We start from the raw sequence: 14,138 nt of genomic DNA, 5'->3' as shown, positions 1-14,138 counted from the left end.
GAATTCATTCAGGAACGGGAGTCCCGGAATCCCGCAAGGGGAAGCCCGACGACAGAGCTGCGGATGATAGGAATGGCGCCGGCGGCTGGCTGTCCGGTCGCACTGGAGAATCAGAATCGGCTGGGTCAGAATCAGAGTTGTCCTATCCGATTCGTGCCCAATCCGCTCCCAGCCTGAGCGGATCGAGCAAGGGCGATGGATGAATCGCGGGTCTGCAGGGCCGTAAAAATCGGAGCTTTCCGAGTTTTGTCCCTGCATCCCTGGTCGGACTGTGGTCTCTTTTCTGGCCGGCCTTGTGTGGGTGGTGCCTGGCGGGCGCTGCCCGCTGCCCGCCGTGTCCTCCGGTTACCAGGGACCGGGCAACCGCAGCTGCAGCATCTCCAGGAAGGACTGCGCCGCATGCGGCAGCGTGCGGCCGGCCAGGGTCTGCACCTCGATGTCGCGCAGGTCCATGCCCCGGTCGCTGAGCGCCACGGCCACCAGCGCGCCCGTGGCCACCATGTGGCGCGCGGCGATCTCGCTGGCCACGGCCACGGCGGCGCCCTGGGCTGCAAAGTTCAGCAGGGTCTTGCCGTGGTTGCTCTCCATCACCGGCATCAGCATCAGGCCCTGGCGGCTGCAGGCGGCGTCCAGCAGCTGGCGCACGGCCGTGTCGGCCGGCGTGAGCGCCAGCGGATGGCGCACCAATTGGGCCAGCGACAGGCGCCGCGCCTGCGCCAGCGCATGGCCGGGGGCGACCAGGGCCACCAGCGGCGCGGCCACGCGGCAGGCCACGGCAATGCCTTTTTCGGGCGCGCGGCTGAAGCACAGGCCGATGTCGGCCGTGCCGCTGCGCACGGCCTCGGGCACGGCGGGCGTGGGCAGTACCATGACCTCGAAGACGATACCGGCGTGCTCGCGCTGGAAGGCCGCGCACAGGCGCGGCAGGAACTCGTTGGCAAAGGCGTCGGAGCTTGCGATGCGCACGCGGCCGCTGCGCAGCCCCTGCAGGGCCTCGATTTCGCCCAGCGCGCGCTCGGCATCCAGGCCGGCGCGGCGCACATGGTCGGCCAGGATCTCCCCGGCCGCATTGAGCACCATGCCGCGCGGGTGGCGTTCGAACAGCGGCGTGCCCAGCAGCCCCTCCAGTGCGGCGATCTGGCGGCTGATGGCCGAGGCCGCCACATGCAGCCGCGCCGATGCTTCGGTCAGCGATCCGCATTGCGCCACTTCATGGAAGTAGCGCAGCGCGGTGTCCTGCAGGAGAAGGTGGCGGGCGTCGGGCATGTCGCCCCGATTGTCATCAATTTGCCGCAGAGGCAACGCAGGTTTGCAAATTTGCTGATGGCGGCAAAGGGGCGAGGGTTCTACGATGGCCTGTTGCGGCGTTGCAGGGAGCAGCGGCTGCAGCTGTCCAACCCTCTGACCAGGAGTGTGCCCATGAAGGCATTGCCCAGCGTTTTACTTCCACGCCGCACCCTCGTGGCTGCGGCCTGTGCCCTGGCTGGCGCCATGGCCCTGCCCGCCGTGGCCCAGGGCCAGGCGTCCTGGCCCTCGCACCCGGTGCGGCTGGTCGTGCCCTTTCCGGCCAGCGGCGCCACCGACCTCGTGGCGCGCGTGGTGGCGCAGCGCATGTCCCAGGACCTGGGCCAGCAGCTGGTCATCGACAACCGCCCCGGCGCGGGCGGCACCATCGGCACGGGCGAGGCCGCCAAGGCCTCGCCGGACGGCTACACGCTGCTGTTCACCACCAGCAGCACGCATGCCATCTCGCCGCACCTGATGACCCGTCTGGCCTACAAGGCCGACAAGGATTTCACGCCCATTGCCGAGATCGGCGGCGCGGCCAGCATCCTGCTGGTCACGCCCTCGCTGCCCGTGCGCAACGTGCAGGAGCTGATCGCCTATGCCAAGGCCCATCCGGGCGCCCTCAACTACGCCAGCAGCGGCAACGGCACCATCGTCCACCTGAACGCTGCGGCCTTCGCGGCGCGCGCGGGCCTGCAACTGACCCATGTGCCCTACAAGGGCACGGCCCAGTCCATCACCGACCTGGCCGCTGGCCAGGTGCACCTGCTGTTCGACTCCATTCCCACCGGCATGCCCCATGTGGCCAGCGGCCGCCTGCGCGCCCTGGCCGTGACCGGCGACAAGCGCAGCGCGCTGGCGCCCGACCTGCCCACGGTGGCCGAGTCCGGCCTGCCTGGCTATTCTTCGGTCACCTGGTTCGGCGTCTATGGCCCGGCCGGCATGAAGCCCGAGCTGGTGGCGCGGATCAATCAGGCCTTCAACAAGGCCATCCAGAATCCCGAGGTGGTGGCCAGCCTGGCCAGGCAGGGCGTGGAGGCCGCATCGCCCCGCACGCCCGCGCAGTTCGCTGCCATGGTGCAAGCCGACAGCGCGCGCTGGGCGCAGGTCATCAAAGACAACAAAATCACATTGGATTGAGTGAAGCACCCCCTGAGCGGCTTTGCCGCTTCCCCCTCTCCTGCGGGAGGGGAACGACGCCCTTGCTGCGGGGTGGCGCGGCCGGCGTAGGCCCTTGCTTGGCGTCCCTGAGCTGGGCCGTGCCTGCGGTTCCTCAAGCTATCGGTGGCGCGTTGGCGCTATGGAAATTGATATGACAAGCACTGTTACGGACTGGACACTTCCCTACGCCTCGCACCGCTCTTCGGTGCTGGGCCGCAACATGGTCTCCACCTCGCAGCCGCTGGCCGCGCAGGCCGGCCTGTCCATGCTGCTGGCCGGCGGCAATGCGGTGGATGCGGCCATTGCCACGGCCATGGCGCTGACCGTGGTCGAGCCCACGGGCTGCGGCCTGGGCAGCGATGCCTTCTGCATCCTGTGGGACGGCAAGGAATTGCACGGCCTCAATGCCTCGGGCCGCTCGCCCCAGGCCTGGACGCCCGAGTACTTCGCCGCGCTGGGCGGCATCCCCGAGAAGGGCTGGAACGCCGTCACCGTGCCCGGTGCCGTCTCGGCCTGGGTGGAGCTGTCGCGCCGCTTCGGCAAGCTGCCGTTCGAGCAACTGGTCCAGCCCGCCATCCGCTATGCGCGCGACGGCTTTGCGGTCTCGCCCACCATCGCCACGCTGTGGGCGCTGGGCGGCGCCAAGCTCGGCGACCAGCCCGGTTTTGCCGAATGCTTCCTGCCCGATGGCAAGGCCCCCAAGGCGGGCGAGGTGTTCCGCAGCGAAGCCCATGCGCGCACGCTGGAGGAGATCGCCGCCACCCGGGGCGAGTCCTTCTACCGCGGCGCACTGGCGCGCTCGATGGCCGAGCACGCCAAGGCCTGCGGCGGCGCCATGACCGAGGCCGACCTGGCCGCCCACCAGGCCGACTGGGTCGGCACGGTGTCGCAGACCTTTGGCGATTCGGTGATCCACGAGATCCCGCCCAACGGCCAGGGCATTGCCGCGCTGATGGCGCTGGGCATGCTGGATGCACTGGGCGTGGGCGCCGAGCCGCTGGACGGCGTGGAGTCCGTGCACCTGCAGGTCGAGGCCATGAAGCTGGCCCTGGCCGACCTGCACGAATACAACGCCGACGGCGACCACATGCGCGTCGAATCCGCCCATCTGCTGGACGCCCGCTACCTGCGCGAACGCGCGGCGCTCATTGACCGCGAGCGCGCCAGCGCGCCCACCTACGGCGCACCGCGCCCCGGCGGCACGGTCTACCTGGCGGCGGCCGATGCCAGCGGCATGATGGTCTCGTTCATCCAGTCCAACTACATGGGCTTCGGCTCGGGCGTGGTCGTGCCGGGCACCGGCATCAGCCTGCAAAACCGCGGCCACGGCTTCACCACGCAAGCCGGCCATGCCAACGAGGTCGCGCCACGCAAGCGCCCCTCGCACACCATCATCCCGGCCTTTGCGATGAACGCCGACGGCACGCCCCAGATGGCCTTCGGCGTGATGGGCGGCCCCATGCAGAGCCAGGGCCACCTGCAGATGGCCCTGCGCGTGCTGCGCTACGGCCAGAACCCCCAGGCCGCCGCCGACGCACCGCGCTGGCGCGTGACGGGCGGCAAGGGCGTGGCCGTGGAACCCGCCTTCGACGCCGAGGTCGTCGCCGCCCTGCGCGCACGCGGCCACGAAGTCACGGTGGAGGAAGGCCATGGCGTCTTCGCCTTCGGCGGCGCGCAGCTGGTGCTGCGCGACGGCGACCACTACATCGGCGGATCGGACCCGCGCAAGGATGGGGGCGTGGTGGCGTTCTGAGCGGGGCTGTGTCCGGCAGCCTCACCCCCAGCGCAACACCCAATCCGCTCGCCCCCGCGTTGCCGCAATGCGGCGCCCATTGGGCTCGTCCACCTGCGCCACCCAGTCGCGTGCGGCCTGGGGGCTGCGGCCGTGGAGTTCGTGGCGGCGGGTCAGGCGTTCGATGCGAAGGCGGTCGTCCATGTCCACGTACCAGACCTCGTCCAGCAGCGCGCGCACGGCATGCCAGTGTGTGCCTGGCGCATCCTGTTCCTCCATCAGCAGGTAGTTGCCTTCGGTGATGACCAGGGGCACGCCGGGCGCGATGGCGATGGCGCCTGCAATGGGCTCCTCGATGGCGCGCCGGAATTCGGGGGCGTAGACCGTTTCACCGGCCACGGGCGTGTGCAGGCGGCGCAGCAGGGCCACGTAGCCGGCCGAGTCGAAGGTGTCGGGTGCGCCCTTGCGCTGCGCGCGGCCCAGGCGCTGCAGCGCGGACTGCGCCAGGTGGAAGCCGTCCATGGGCACGGCCGCCGCCAGCGGGCCCAGCGCCTGCAGCAGGGCCGCGCAGGCCGTGCTCTTGCCTGCACCGGGCGGGCCCGCCAGGCCCAGCAGGCGGCGGGGGCCGGAGCGTGCCAGCGCAAGCGCACGCGCCAGGGCTTCGGGCGGCAGGATGGCCGTCATGCGCGTGCCTGCTGCGCTCTGGCCAGCCCGTCTGCCATGAAGCCGCGTGCGTGCAGGGCCAGGTCCATGCCGTCTTCCCACATGGGGCGCCAGATGGCCAGCGCGTTCGACAGCTGCTCGTTGACGATGGCCGAGGAGAAACTCTCGAAGGTGACGGTGCCCTGGTAGCCGATCTGCGCGAGCGCACCGAAGAACTGCGCGAAGTCGATGTGGCCCGCGCCCAGGTAGCCACGGTGGTTCTCGCCGATGTGCACATAGCCCAGCCGCTGTCCGCAGGCCAGCACGGGGGCGGCAAGGTCGGCTTCCTCGATGTTCATGTGGTAGGTGTCCAGGTGCACGCAGACATGGGGTTGGCCGACTTCGTCGATGAACTCCAGCGCTTGCGTGGCCGTGTTCAGCAGATTGCTTTCGTAGCGGTTGACCACCTCCAGGCCCAGCGTGACGCCGCGCTCGCCCGCGAAGTCGGCAATGCGCCGCACGGCCTCGATCGCGTTGCGCCGGCCCCGTGGCGAACAGGGGTGGCCGTATTTCGCCATGGCGCCGTAGAGGATGCCGCCGAAATAGCGTCCGCCCAGGCGCGCCGTGATGTCCACGCCCTCTTGCAGCAGCGCCAGGCCGCGCGCGACCACGGCGGGGTCTTCGCTGGAGACATCGGCCTCGAAGGTCAGGCCCCGCGAGCAGCCCACGCCCAGGCCATGCTCCTGCAGCAGATCTCGCGTGAGTGCCAGGTCCATGAGCCGGGGGCCGTGCAGGGACAGCTCGACCAGGTCGTAACTGGCCTGGCGCGTCTGCTCGATCACATGGCGGGTGGAGGCCGGCGACAGGTCGCCGGCCCAGACAAGGGCGTGGATGCCGAGGGGGTTCATAGGGGCTCCGGTTGGACGCTGCGAGAGCGTGAAGGGGCGGGTTCGGCGGGTGCCCGGGCACGGCCCCGCCAGCGCGCCAGCAGGTGGCGCGCGGCCACGGCGGCGATCATGGTGGCGCCCCACAGGGCCTGCGTGAGCTGGGCATTGGCGCCCAGCAGGTTCACCCCGCTGGACAGCACCTGCAGGACGAGCAGGGCGACGAACAGCCCCGACACCCGGCCAAAGCCGCCCATGGGATCGGTGCCGCCCAGGATGGCCGCAAGCACCGTGACCAGCAGGTAGGACTGGGCGTAGCCCGCGCTGGCCGAGTTGAAGCGCGCCATCATCAGCACGGCGGCGATCCAGCACAGCAGCGTGGACAGGGTGTAGACGCCGATCAGCACGCGGCGCGTGTCGATGCCCGCATGGCGCGTGGCCTCGGCATTGGAGCCGACCATGCGGATGGCCAGCCCGTGGCGTGTGCTGCCCAGGTACAGGCCCACCAGCAGGCACACGGCCGCGAAGATCCAGAACGGCAGCGGCAGGCCCAGCCACTGGGCCGAGCCCAGGGCCTGGAAGGCCTCGGGAAAGCCTGCAATGGGCTTGCCGCGCGTGAGCCAGACGCACAGGCCGTTGATCAGCGACATGGTGCCCAGCGTGACGAGGATGGGATGGGCGTTGACGCGCGCCACCAGCCAGCCGCTGGCCAGCCCCACCAGCAGGCTGGCGAGGGCGCCCACAGTCAGTGCTGCGGCGATGAGCAGGCCCTCATGGCCCGACAGGTCCAGGCCCAGCGCCGACAGGCCTCCCACCAGCACCCAGGCCATGGTCAGGCCCGCCATGTTGGCGCTGGCGACCACGGCCAGGTTGATGCCGCCACTGATCAGCGGCAGCATCTGCGCCATTGCCAGCAGGCCCAGTTCCGGGATTTGCAGCAGTACCGATTGCAGCGTGCCCAGGGTGGCGAAGCTGCCGGGCAGCAGCAGCGTGAACACGGCGCACAGCAGCGCCAGCAGCGCGATCAGGCCCAGCGGCGCGCCAGTGCTGCGGTTCATGGCGCGGCCCCCGCCAAAGGCGCTGCAGGGGTGGCGTCAGCGCTGCGCTGCGGGGTGCGTCGCTGCGTGCGCCGCAGTCCCGTTGCGGCGGCGCAGGCCAGTACCACGGCGCCCAGCAGCACCTGGAAGAAATACGGCGACACGCCCATCAGGTTCAGCCCGTTGCGCAGCACGGCCAGCAGCAGCACGCCCATCAGCACGCCGCCCACGCTGCCCGTGCCGCCGAACAGGCTGGCGCCGCCCAGTACGGCGGCCGCGAGCACGAACAGCTCCGTGCCGACCAGGGCGTTGGGCACCGACTCGCCCACGCGGTGCGCCTGCACCAGGCCTGCGATGGCCGCCATCATGCCGAGCCAGCCATAGGCCACGCCCTGGATGGCGCCCAGCCCGATGCCCATGCGGTGCGCGGCCTCGGGGTTGCCGCCGAAGGCGTACAGGCGCCGCCCCAGCGCGCTGCGGCCCAGCAGCAGCGCCGTCAGCACGGCGGCTGCGCCGGCCACAGCGATGGGCAGGGTCAGGCGCACGGGGTCTGCGCCGTCGGCGCTTGCGAAGCGGGCCAGCACCACGGAGTCGCTCCACCACGACGGCAGATCGTAGATGGACCGGCCGCCCGTGCCATGCATCAGCAGCGCGAAGTACAGGTTCAGCGTGGAGATGGTGATGATGATGGAGGTGGCGCGCAGGCGGTGGATGAGCAGGGCGTTGAATGCACCCAGCGCCAGTCCCGTGGCCAGGCCCAGCGCGATGCTGGCCGCCGGTGCCCAGCCCAGGCGTGTGGCCGCGAGGGCCGCAAGGTACTGCGCCACCGTGGCCGTGGCGGCAAACGAGATGTCGATGCCGCCGGCGACCAGCACCACCAGCAGGCCCACGGCCATGATGGCGGTGACCGATGCGCCCTCGGCCACGTCCATCCAGTTGCCCAGCGTCCAGAAGCCCGGCGCCAGGGCGCCGAACAGCAGGGCCATGGCGGCAATGGCCAGGCCGAGCCGGGCCACGGGGTGCTGCAGCAGCGCGTGTGCGTGTTCAGGCATGGACGGCCTCCTCGATCTGGCTTTCGGAATGCACCCCCGGCACGAACTCGCCAGCGATGCGTCCGCCGCGCATGTGCAGCACGCGGTCGCAGTGGGCATGGACCTCGGCCACCTCGTCCGAGATGACGATTACCGCCATGCCCTGTGCGGCGAGCCCGTGCACGATCTCGAAGATGCCCTGCCGGTTGCCGATGTCCACGCCCACGGTGGGCGAGTCGAGAATCAGCAGGCGTGGCGCGGTCGCCAGCCAGCGGGCCAGCACCACGCGCTGGGCATTGCCGCCCGACAGCTGGTGCACGGGTGCGTCCAGCGCGGGCAGGCGCATGTGCAGGCGGTCGCGCCACTGGGCTGCGGTGGCGGCGCGGCGGCGGGCGGGCAGCCAGCCCAGCGGGCCGGACAGGCGCGGCAGCATGGCCAGCACCAGGTTGTCCTGCACGGACTGGCGCAGGTTCAGGCCGAGGGACTGGCGGTCCTCGGGCACATAGGCAATGCCCGCCGCCATGGCGTCGCGGTTGCTGCGCAGCGCCAGCGTGCGGCCGCCCAGGCGGATGCTGCCGCGATCGGGCCGGCGCATGCCGAACAGGCCCAGGGCCAGCTCGGTGCGGCCCGCGCCCAGCAGCCCGGTCAGGCCCAGGATCTCGCCCTCGCGCACATCGAAGCTCACGTCCTCGTAGTCGCCGTCGCGGCCCAGGCCGCGCACTTCCAGCAGCGCGGGCGCGGCGGACATGTCGCGCGCATGCAGTCGCTCATCCACTTCCTGCCCGGTCATCAGCGTGGCCAGTTGCCTGCTCGACAGTTGCGCGGCGGGCCAGGTGCCCAGCTTGCGCCCGTCGCGCAGCACGGTGACGCGGTCGGCGATCTCCATGACCTCGTCCAGCTTGTGGCTCACGAAGACGATGGCCATGCCACCGGCCTGGAGCCGGCGCACCACGGCCAGCAGCGCATCGACCTCGGCACGCGTGAGCGAGGCCGTGGGCTCGTCCATGAACAGCAGCCTGGCCCGGGCCGCCATGCCCCGGCAGATGGCCACGAGCTGGCGGCCCGCAATGGGCAGGTCGCCCACCCGCGCATCCAGCGGCAGCGCAATGCCCAGGCGCCGCAACACGGCCTGGGCCGCCTCGCGCTGGCGCCTGCGGCGTACAGGCGCCCACCAGCGGCCCATGGCCTGGTCGAAGGCGATGTTCTCGGCCACGCTCAGGTTGGGAAACAGCGACAGGTCCTGGTAGATCACCTGGATGCCCAGGGACTTGGCCAGCGCCGGGTCCAGCCGCTGCACCGTCTGTCCACCGATGTCGATGCGCGCGCCCGGCTGCGGCGCGTGCACGCCGCTGAGCACCTTGATCGCCGTGCTCTTGCCGCTGCCGTTGCTGCCCATCAGGCAGTGCACCTCGCCGGGCATCACGTCCCAGTCCAGCGCATGCAGCGCGGTGGCCTCGCCAAAGCGCACGGTGACCGCCTGCATGCGGACCAGCGCCGTTGTGGTGGCATCCATGGCAGAGCCCGGCTCACAGGCCCAGGCCGACCAGCCGGTCTATGGTCTGCCGGTTGATCGGCTCCAGCTTCTGGCCCTGAATGTTGCGGCGCTCGCGGTCTACCTGGACCTTGCCCAGGCCCGGTATCTCCATGCCGTCCGTGGGCTCGCGGCCGTCGATCAGCATCTTGCCCACATGCACGATCACCTCGCCGGCCAGCGCGGGGTTCCAGATGAAGCCTTCGCGGATCACGCCGTCGCGCACCAGCTTGGCGCCCTGGCCCGGCGAGAACGAGCCCACCACGGCAATGCGCTCGGCTTTGCGCGCATCGGCCACCGCGCGGCCCGCGCCAATGGGGCCCTGGCTGCCGAAGGCCAGAAAGCCCTTGAGGTCGGGGTGGGCGCGCATCAGGTCCTGGGCGCTGCGGTAGGAGTCGTCCAGGCTCTCGGCCACGCCGAAGCGCTCGGACACCAGCTGCATCTTCGGCCACTGTTTTTTCTGGTGGGCGATGGCCGCATCGGCCCAGGCGTTGTGCAGCGGCACGGTCAGCGAGCCCACGAAGACCACGTACTTGCCCTCGCCACCCATGGCCTTGCCCAGGCTGTCCATGTGGCGCTCGCCAAAGCCCGCGACGCTGCTCAGCTCGATGTTCCAGTCGGCGCCCTTCTGGTCGGGCGACTCGTGCGTGAGCACCTTGATGCCTGCGCTGCGCGCACGCCGGAACACGGGCTCCAGCGCCCTGGCATCGTTGGGCACCACGGCGATGACCTTGCTGCGGCGCGCGATCAGGTCCTCGACCGCGCGCACCTGCTGGGCCGCATCGGCCTCGGTGGGGCCGACCATGCCGCTGGAGATGCCCAGCTCGCGGCCCGCCTTGCGGATGCCGGTCTCCATGGCGTTGAACCACGGAATGCCCCCGACCTTGGCCACCACCGACACGTCCTCGGCGCTGGCCGCGCCTGCCAGCGCCGCCATTGCGCAGGCCGCCAGGATCCTGGAAAAACGGCTGAATGCATGAAGCATGGTGTCCCTCCCTCTGTTTTGCGCAATCGATTGTGCAAACTATAGACATGCGACTGTCGATTGCCGATGCGGGATTTCCCGAGCGCGCCCGCAGAGCCGGCCTGGCGCGGTCCGCGCGGCCGCCGCAGCGGCTACGATGGCCGCCGAGCGCTCCCGTCCCAACCCCTGCAGAGCACCGTGAACCGCCCCCGAACCTCCACCATCTACGACCTGGCCGAACTGGCCGGCACCTCGGCCTCGACGGTCAGCGCCATCCTCAACGGCAGCTGGCAGTCGCGGCGCATCAGCGAGGAGACCGCGCGCCGCGTGCAGCAGCTCGCCCAGGAACACAGCTTTGCCGTAAACCGCCAGGCCAGCGGCCTGCGCCGCCAGCGCTCGGGGCTGATCGGCATGGTGATTCCCACGCACGAGGACCGCTTCTTCGGCGCGCTGTCCCAGGCCTTCGAGCGCATGGCCCACGCGCGCGGCCTGTGCCCGCTGGTGGTCAGCACGCTGCGCGACGGCGCGCTGGAGGTGGAGACCGTGCGCTCGCTGATCGCCTTTCGCGTGGAGCACCTCATCGTCACGGGCGCCACCCGGCCCGACGCCATCAGCGCCGAATGCCGCCAGGCCGGCGTGCGCCATGTCAACGTGGATCTGCCCGGGAAGAAGGCGCCCTCCGTCACCAGCGACAACCGCTGGGGTGCGGCCGAACTCACGCGCCTGCTGCTGGCGCGCTCCAGGCCCCCGGCAGGTGCGCCGCAGGACGCGGTCTGCTTTCTGGGCGGCGTCCGCAAGGAGTACGCCACCGAGCAGCGCCTGGCCGGTTTTCGCGAAGCCCTGGCGCCCCACACGCCGGTGGCGGACGAGCACATCGTCTGCTGCGGCTACGACCCCGAAGCGGCCCGCCTTGCCATGGCCGCGCTCTACCAGCGCCTGGGCGGCCTGCCGCGCGCGCTGCTGTTCTCATCGGGCATCACGCTGCAAGGCGCCATCCGCTTCCTGCGCGCACTGCCCGATGCGGAACTGGCGCAATGCAGCTTTGGCAGCTATGACTGGGACCCCTATGCCGAATGCCTGCGCTTTCCGGTGCACATGGTGCGCCAGAACGTCGAAGGCCTGATGGCCGAGGCCTTCCGCGCCATCGACGGCGAAGGCCTGCGCGCGGGGCAGGTGGTGCAGGTGCGGCCGCAGTTGGTGGAGTGGGGGGAGGGCTGACCGCTGGACGGCGCTGTGCCCGCAGGGCTGCGCCTAATGCTGCGCGAATTCCTTGATGCTCTGCATGGCGGACTGGCCTTCGCCAGCCACCACGATCACCTTGTGGTGCTCTAGCTCCCGCATGATGTCCTGGCTGACTTCCCTGTGAGCCTGCTTGTCCTGTGGAGGCAGGTTCACGTTGACGAGGATGTCTCCGGGCAATTCACGCTGCCGGATCAGTCGCGCGATCTTGCCGGTCCAGACGTCGCCATGCGCAGCAATGTCGTTGGCATCGCTTTGGCCCAGATGCAGGGCCTTGATGATCTTGCGGGGCTTGTCGCCCACCGTCTGCACGAAGTCGAACCGGGCACTGACGTACTCGTTGCCTATGCGCGCCGGCCTGAACGGCGCATCCAATTCGAGGCCGCCCAGCAAAGCCCTCAGGCGTTCGTTCATCGTGCGTTCCACGTACTCGGGCGTGGCAAAAGCATGGTCGACATAGTGGTCGAACTGCTGCTGCAACTCCCGGGCCGGATCCTGGGTGAGCACCACTTTGGCGGGGCTGAAGCGCACAATGGCTTCGCGTGGCTGCTCGAGCGCGGCCATCATCCCCCTCAAAGCATCTGTCTTCGCCTGCGGCGCCAGGCTGTGGGCGAGGGTCTCGAGCCGCGACAACTCTTCCTCCACGGCCTTGACTGCGCTCTTGTAAAAATCCCTGTCAAGCGCATCGAAGAAATCGGTGACGCGCTTGGACTTGCGGCTTTGCAGCAGAAAACCGAAGTACCCGCTTTGCGGGCAGGTCAGCACAATGCCGACGTTGGCGAACTCGCCGGTCTCGGCATACGGGACAAATTGGACTATCGAATAGCGGCAGGCAAGAGGCTTCATGTGAACCTCCAAAAGTCGGGCGATTTGCACTTCGCAAGCGTCGCGGCAATGGCATTGATGTCCACCCTGGCGGGGATGTCGCATTCCGGGTTGTTCCAATGCCATTCCGGTGGAATATTGTCGCAGGCAAAGCGGAAAACGGCATCCATCGCCTCGGAAAGTTGATCCTGTAGCCGGTCGCGCGACACAAGATCTGTCTTCTGCCAGCAGCCTCTGAAAATGTGATTCTCGATAAAGGTTGCGGCGTCCAGATGCGGGTCGAAGGCGAGGTTGTGGTCGATGACCACCAATGCGCTGCGATGCGCATCCCACAGCAGGTTGGAGTTGCCGTCCATGCGGTCCACGTTCTGTACCCACCAGTCGAAGGCGAGGATGCTGGCCTGCAGGTCCTGCGGTACATGCAGGATCTGGGCTTTGTCGAACCAGGTGCATCCGGGATGACGCTGCGAGCCGAACGCTATGCCGCAGCCCAATTCACGCCATGGCCTGGGCGCCTCGTCCAGAAGTTCCTGGCTGACATGCAGCAGCTTGAAGGGCGGCAGCGGCAGGCCCAACTGCACGGCCAGATGCGCACAGATCCACTCGTTGCACAGGCTGGACCGATCCGTCTGCCGTCCTTTGACGTAGTAGGTCTGGCCATCGTCGGCCCGGCACAGAAACGGCTTTTGCGCGCCTTGCTCGGAGCGGCCCTGGATTTCAATGACTTCAGCGATGGCAGGCGGCATCTTCGTCTGTGTCGTACAGGTTACGGGAGGTCTGCTTCCAAGTGCCATCTTGCCCGATTTCGGCTGGATGGCCTTTGCTGCGAGTGTGATGCGGCGAGGCGTGCGGCCCTGCACCCACCAACCCCGGCATCACCGTGAAATCCACCTGAGCCTGCGCCAGTTGCTGCATGGCCGGGATCAGGGCGCGGGCGTCGCCGCGCCGCCATTGGAAGGCGTAGTGCAGGGGAGCGAGGGCGGCCTTGGGATGGGCGCCCCCGACGGCGCGCAGGCCCAGGGCGGCGATCCAGCCGGTGGGCAGGAAGCCCACGCCCAGGCCGGCGCGCAGCATGCCGGCCACGGCGCCCCAGCTGTTGCACAGGATGCGCTCGCGCACGCTGGCGCGCTGGGCGAGCAGCCAGTCGTCCAGCAGGCGCGTGGTGCCGGCCTGCGGGGGCAGGGTGACCAGTGCATGGCGCTGCAGCAGGGCCGTGGCGCCCAGGTGGCCCGCGCCTGCCAGGCCGGGGGCCACGGCCCAGGCAAAGCGTGCGGCGCCCACGGGGCGGGACAGCAGGCTGCTGCGCGAGGAGCGGCCCGCGATGACGGCAAAGTCCAGTTCGCCGTCGTCCAGGCGCTGCTCCAGCACGCCGCCCACGTCCACATGGGGCTCCAGCACCAGTTGCGGATGGGCCTGGCGCGCGGCGGCCACGAAGGCCGGCAGCCAGGTCAGCGCCGACAGGTCGCCCACGCCGAAGCGGCAATGCCCGGCCAGCGCCTCGCGCGTGTCCAGGGCCTGGCCCAGTGCGGCCATGGCGTTGAGCACCTCCAGCGCGGCGGGCAGCAGGCGCTGGCCGGCGTCGGTGAGCACGGCGCGGTGGCCGCTGCGGTCGAACAGCGGCTGGCCCAGCGCGGACTCCAGTTCCGTGATGCGCTTGGACAGCGAGGACACGGACAGGTGCACGCGCTGCGCGGCCGTGGCGAAGTTGCTGCAGGTGGCGGCCCACCAGAAGGCTTCGAGCTGCTTGACCGAGGGTGTGGACATGGGCTTGTCATTGGCAAAAAGCGAACAAGTGCATTCTAAAT

General features: G+C 69.7%; 13 protein-coding genes. 3 read left to right on the top strand and 10 right to left on the bottom strand.

Going from position 1 to position 14,138, the window contains the following annotated elements; all coding sequences use genetic code 11:
• Window positions 1-345 precede the first annotated feature (345 nt).
• Window positions 346-1,266, bottom strand: coding sequence for a LysR family transcriptional regulator (locus ACF8ML_RS18600; RefSeq protein ID WP_016449550.1), 921 nt, complete (start codon window positions 1,264-1,266; stop codon window positions 346-348).
• A gap of 153 nt (window positions 1,267-1,419) precedes the next feature.
• Here ACF8ML_RS18600 and ACF8ML_RS18595 point away from each other — a divergent pair, with 153 nt between their 5' ends.
• Window positions 1,420-2,427: a tripartite tricarboxylate transporter substrate binding protein gene (locus tag ACF8ML_RS18595; RefSeq protein WP_310037120.1), complete on the top strand. Its 1,008-nt coding sequence runs from the start codon at window positions 1,420-1,422 to the stop codon at window positions 2,425-2,427.
• Window positions 2,428-2,599: 172 nt separating this feature from the next.
• The gene (locus ACF8ML_RS18590) at window positions 2,600-4,201 is read left to right on the top strand and encodes a gamma-glutamyltransferase family protein (RefSeq protein ID WP_392407621.1); all 1,602 of its coding nucleotides are present in this window, start codon (window positions 2,600-2,602) and stop codon (window positions 4,199-4,201) included.
• A 21-nt stretch (window positions 4,202-4,222) separates the two neighbouring features.
• Here ACF8ML_RS18590 and ACF8ML_RS18585 read toward each other — a convergent pair whose 3' ends face one another.
• Genes ACF8ML_RS18585 through ACF8ML_RS18560 form a run of 6 tightly spaced genes read right to left on the bottom strand, consistent with a single transcriptional unit; the run spans window position 4,223 to window position 10,290 of the window.
• Window positions 4,223-4,864: a nucleoside/nucleotide kinase family protein gene (locus ACF8ML_RS18585; protein WP_392407620.1), complete on the bottom strand. Its 642-nt coding sequence runs from the start codon at window positions 4,862-4,864 to the stop codon at window positions 4,223-4,225.
• Window positions 4,861-5,730 (bottom strand): sugar phosphate isomerase/epimerase family protein, encoded by an 870-nt coding sequence (locus ACF8ML_RS18580; protein WP_392407619.1) that lies wholly within the window; start codon window positions 5,728-5,730, stop codon window positions 4,861-4,863. Before ACF8ML_RS18580 ends, ACF8ML_RS18585 begins: the two co-directional genes overlap by 4 nt.
• Complete coding sequence (locus tag ACF8ML_RS18575) at window positions 5,727-6,764, bottom strand: ABC transporter permease (RefSeq protein ID WP_392407617.1); 1,038 nt, start codon at window positions 6,762-6,764, stop codon at window positions 5,727-5,729. The genes ACF8ML_RS18580 and ACF8ML_RS18575 overlap by 4 nt, the downstream gene beginning before the upstream one ends.
• Window positions 6,761-7,795, bottom strand: a complete 1,035-nt coding sequence (locus ACF8ML_RS18570) for an ABC transporter permease (RefSeq protein ID WP_392407616.1) — start codon at window positions 7,793-7,795, stop codon at window positions 6,761-6,763. Before ACF8ML_RS18570 ends, ACF8ML_RS18575 begins: the two co-directional genes overlap by 4 nt.
• Window positions 7,788-9,287, bottom strand: a complete 1,500-nt coding sequence (locus ACF8ML_RS18565) for a sugar ABC transporter ATP-binding protein (RefSeq protein WP_392407615.1) — start codon at window positions 9,285-9,287, stop codon at window positions 7,788-7,790. Before ACF8ML_RS18565 ends, ACF8ML_RS18570 begins: the two co-directional genes overlap by 8 nt.
• A gap of 13 nt (window positions 9,288-9,300) precedes the next feature.
• Window positions 9,301-10,290: a substrate-binding domain-containing protein gene (locus ACF8ML_RS18560; RefSeq protein WP_209672404.1), complete on the bottom strand. Its 990-nt coding sequence runs from the start codon at window positions 10,288-10,290 to the stop codon at window positions 9,301-9,303.
• 177 nt (window positions 10,291-10,467) lie between these two features.
• Here ACF8ML_RS18560 and ACF8ML_RS18555 point away from each other — a divergent pair, with 177 nt between their 5' ends.
• Window positions 10,468-11,487, top strand: coding sequence for a LacI family DNA-binding transcriptional regulator (locus ACF8ML_RS18555; RefSeq protein WP_392407613.1), 1,020 nt, complete (start codon window positions 10,468-10,470; stop codon window positions 11,485-11,487).
• Window positions 11,488-11,520: 33 nt separating this feature from the next.
• Here the strand turns inward: ACF8ML_RS18555 and ACF8ML_RS18550 are convergent, their stop codons facing one another.
• Genes ACF8ML_RS18550 through ACF8ML_RS18540 form a run of 3 tightly spaced genes read right to left on the bottom strand, consistent with a single transcriptional unit; the run spans window position 11,521 to window position 14,097 of the window.
• Complete coding sequence (locus tag ACF8ML_RS18550) at window positions 11,521-12,354, bottom strand: DUF3037 domain-containing protein (protein WP_099734931.1); 834 nt, start codon at window positions 12,352-12,354, stop codon at window positions 11,521-11,523.
• Window positions 12,351-13,079, bottom strand: a complete 729-nt coding sequence (locus tag ACF8ML_RS18545; RefSeq protein ID WP_392407612.1) for a HipA family kinase — start codon at window positions 13,077-13,079, stop codon at window positions 12,351-12,353. The genes ACF8ML_RS18550 and ACF8ML_RS18545 overlap by 4 nt, the downstream gene beginning before the upstream one ends.
• Window positions 13,060-14,097 carry a LysR family transcriptional regulator gene (locus tag ACF8ML_RS18540; protein WP_392407611.1) on the bottom strand — a complete coding sequence of 346 codons (1,038 nt, stop codon included), beginning with the start codon at window positions 14,095-14,097 and terminating at the stop codon, window positions 13,060-13,062. The genes ACF8ML_RS18545 and ACF8ML_RS18540 overlap by 20 nt, the downstream gene beginning before the upstream one ends.
• Between the last annotated feature and the right edge of the window lie 41 nt (window positions 14,098-14,138).

Origin of the sequence: Delftia sp. WSY_10 (genome assembly GCF_043104705.1) — a bacterium.
GTDB lineage: Bacteria > Pseudomonadota > Gammaproteobacteria > Burkholderiales > Burkholderiaceae_C > Comamonas > Comamonas tsuruhatensis.
Note: the sequence above shows the minus strand (reverse complement) of the source record. Positions and strands in the feature narration are given on the sequence as shown.

Excerpts from the sequence above, each read along its gene's own strand:
- ACF8ML_RS18600 (WP_016449550.1), bottom strand. The coding sequence starts at position 1,266 with ATGCCCGACGCCCGCCACCTTCTCCTGCAGGACACCGCGCTGCGCTAC.
- ACF8ML_RS18595 (WP_310037120.1), top strand. The coding sequence starts at position 1,420 with ATGAAGGCATTGCCCAGCGTTTTACTTCCACGCCGCACCCTCGTGGCT.
- ACF8ML_RS18590 (WP_392407621.1), top strand. The coding sequence starts at position 2,600 with ATGACAAGCACTGTTACGGACTGGACACTTCCCTACGCCTCGCACCGC.
- ACF8ML_RS18585 (WP_392407620.1), bottom strand. The coding sequence starts at position 4,864 with ATGACGGCCATCCTGCCGCCCGAAGCCCTGGCGCGTGCGCTTGCGCTG.
- ACF8ML_RS18580 (WP_392407619.1), bottom strand. The coding sequence starts at position 5,730 with ATGAACCCCCTCGGCATCCACGCCCTTGTCTGGGCCGGCGACCTGTCG.
- ACF8ML_RS18575 (WP_392407617.1), bottom strand. The coding sequence starts at position 6,764 with ATGAACCGCAGCACTGGCGCGCCGCTGGGCCTGATCGCGCTGCTGGCG.
- ACF8ML_RS18570 (WP_392407616.1), bottom strand. The coding sequence starts at position 7,795 with ATGCCTGAACACGCACACGCGCTGCTGCAGCACCCCGTGGCCCGGCTC.
- ACF8ML_RS18565 (WP_392407615.1), bottom strand. The coding sequence starts at position 9,287 with ATGGATGCCACCACAACGGCGCTGGTCCGCATGCAGGCGGTCACCGTG.
- ACF8ML_RS18560 (WP_209672404.1), bottom strand. The coding sequence starts at position 10,290 with ATGCTTCATGCATTCAGCCGTTTTTCCAGGATCCTGGCGGCCTGCGCA.
- ACF8ML_RS18550 (WP_099734931.1), bottom strand. The coding sequence starts at position 12,354 with ATGAAGCCTCTTGCCTGCCGCTATTCGATAGTCCAATTTGTCCCGTAT.
- ACF8ML_RS18545 (WP_392407612.1), bottom strand. The coding sequence starts at position 13,079 with ATGCCGCCTGCCATCGCTGAAGTCATTGAAATCCAGGGCCGCTCCGAG.
- ACF8ML_RS18540 (WP_392407611.1), bottom strand. The coding sequence starts at position 14,097 with ATGTCCACACCCTCGGTCAAGCAGCTCGAAGCCTTCTGGTGGGCCGCC.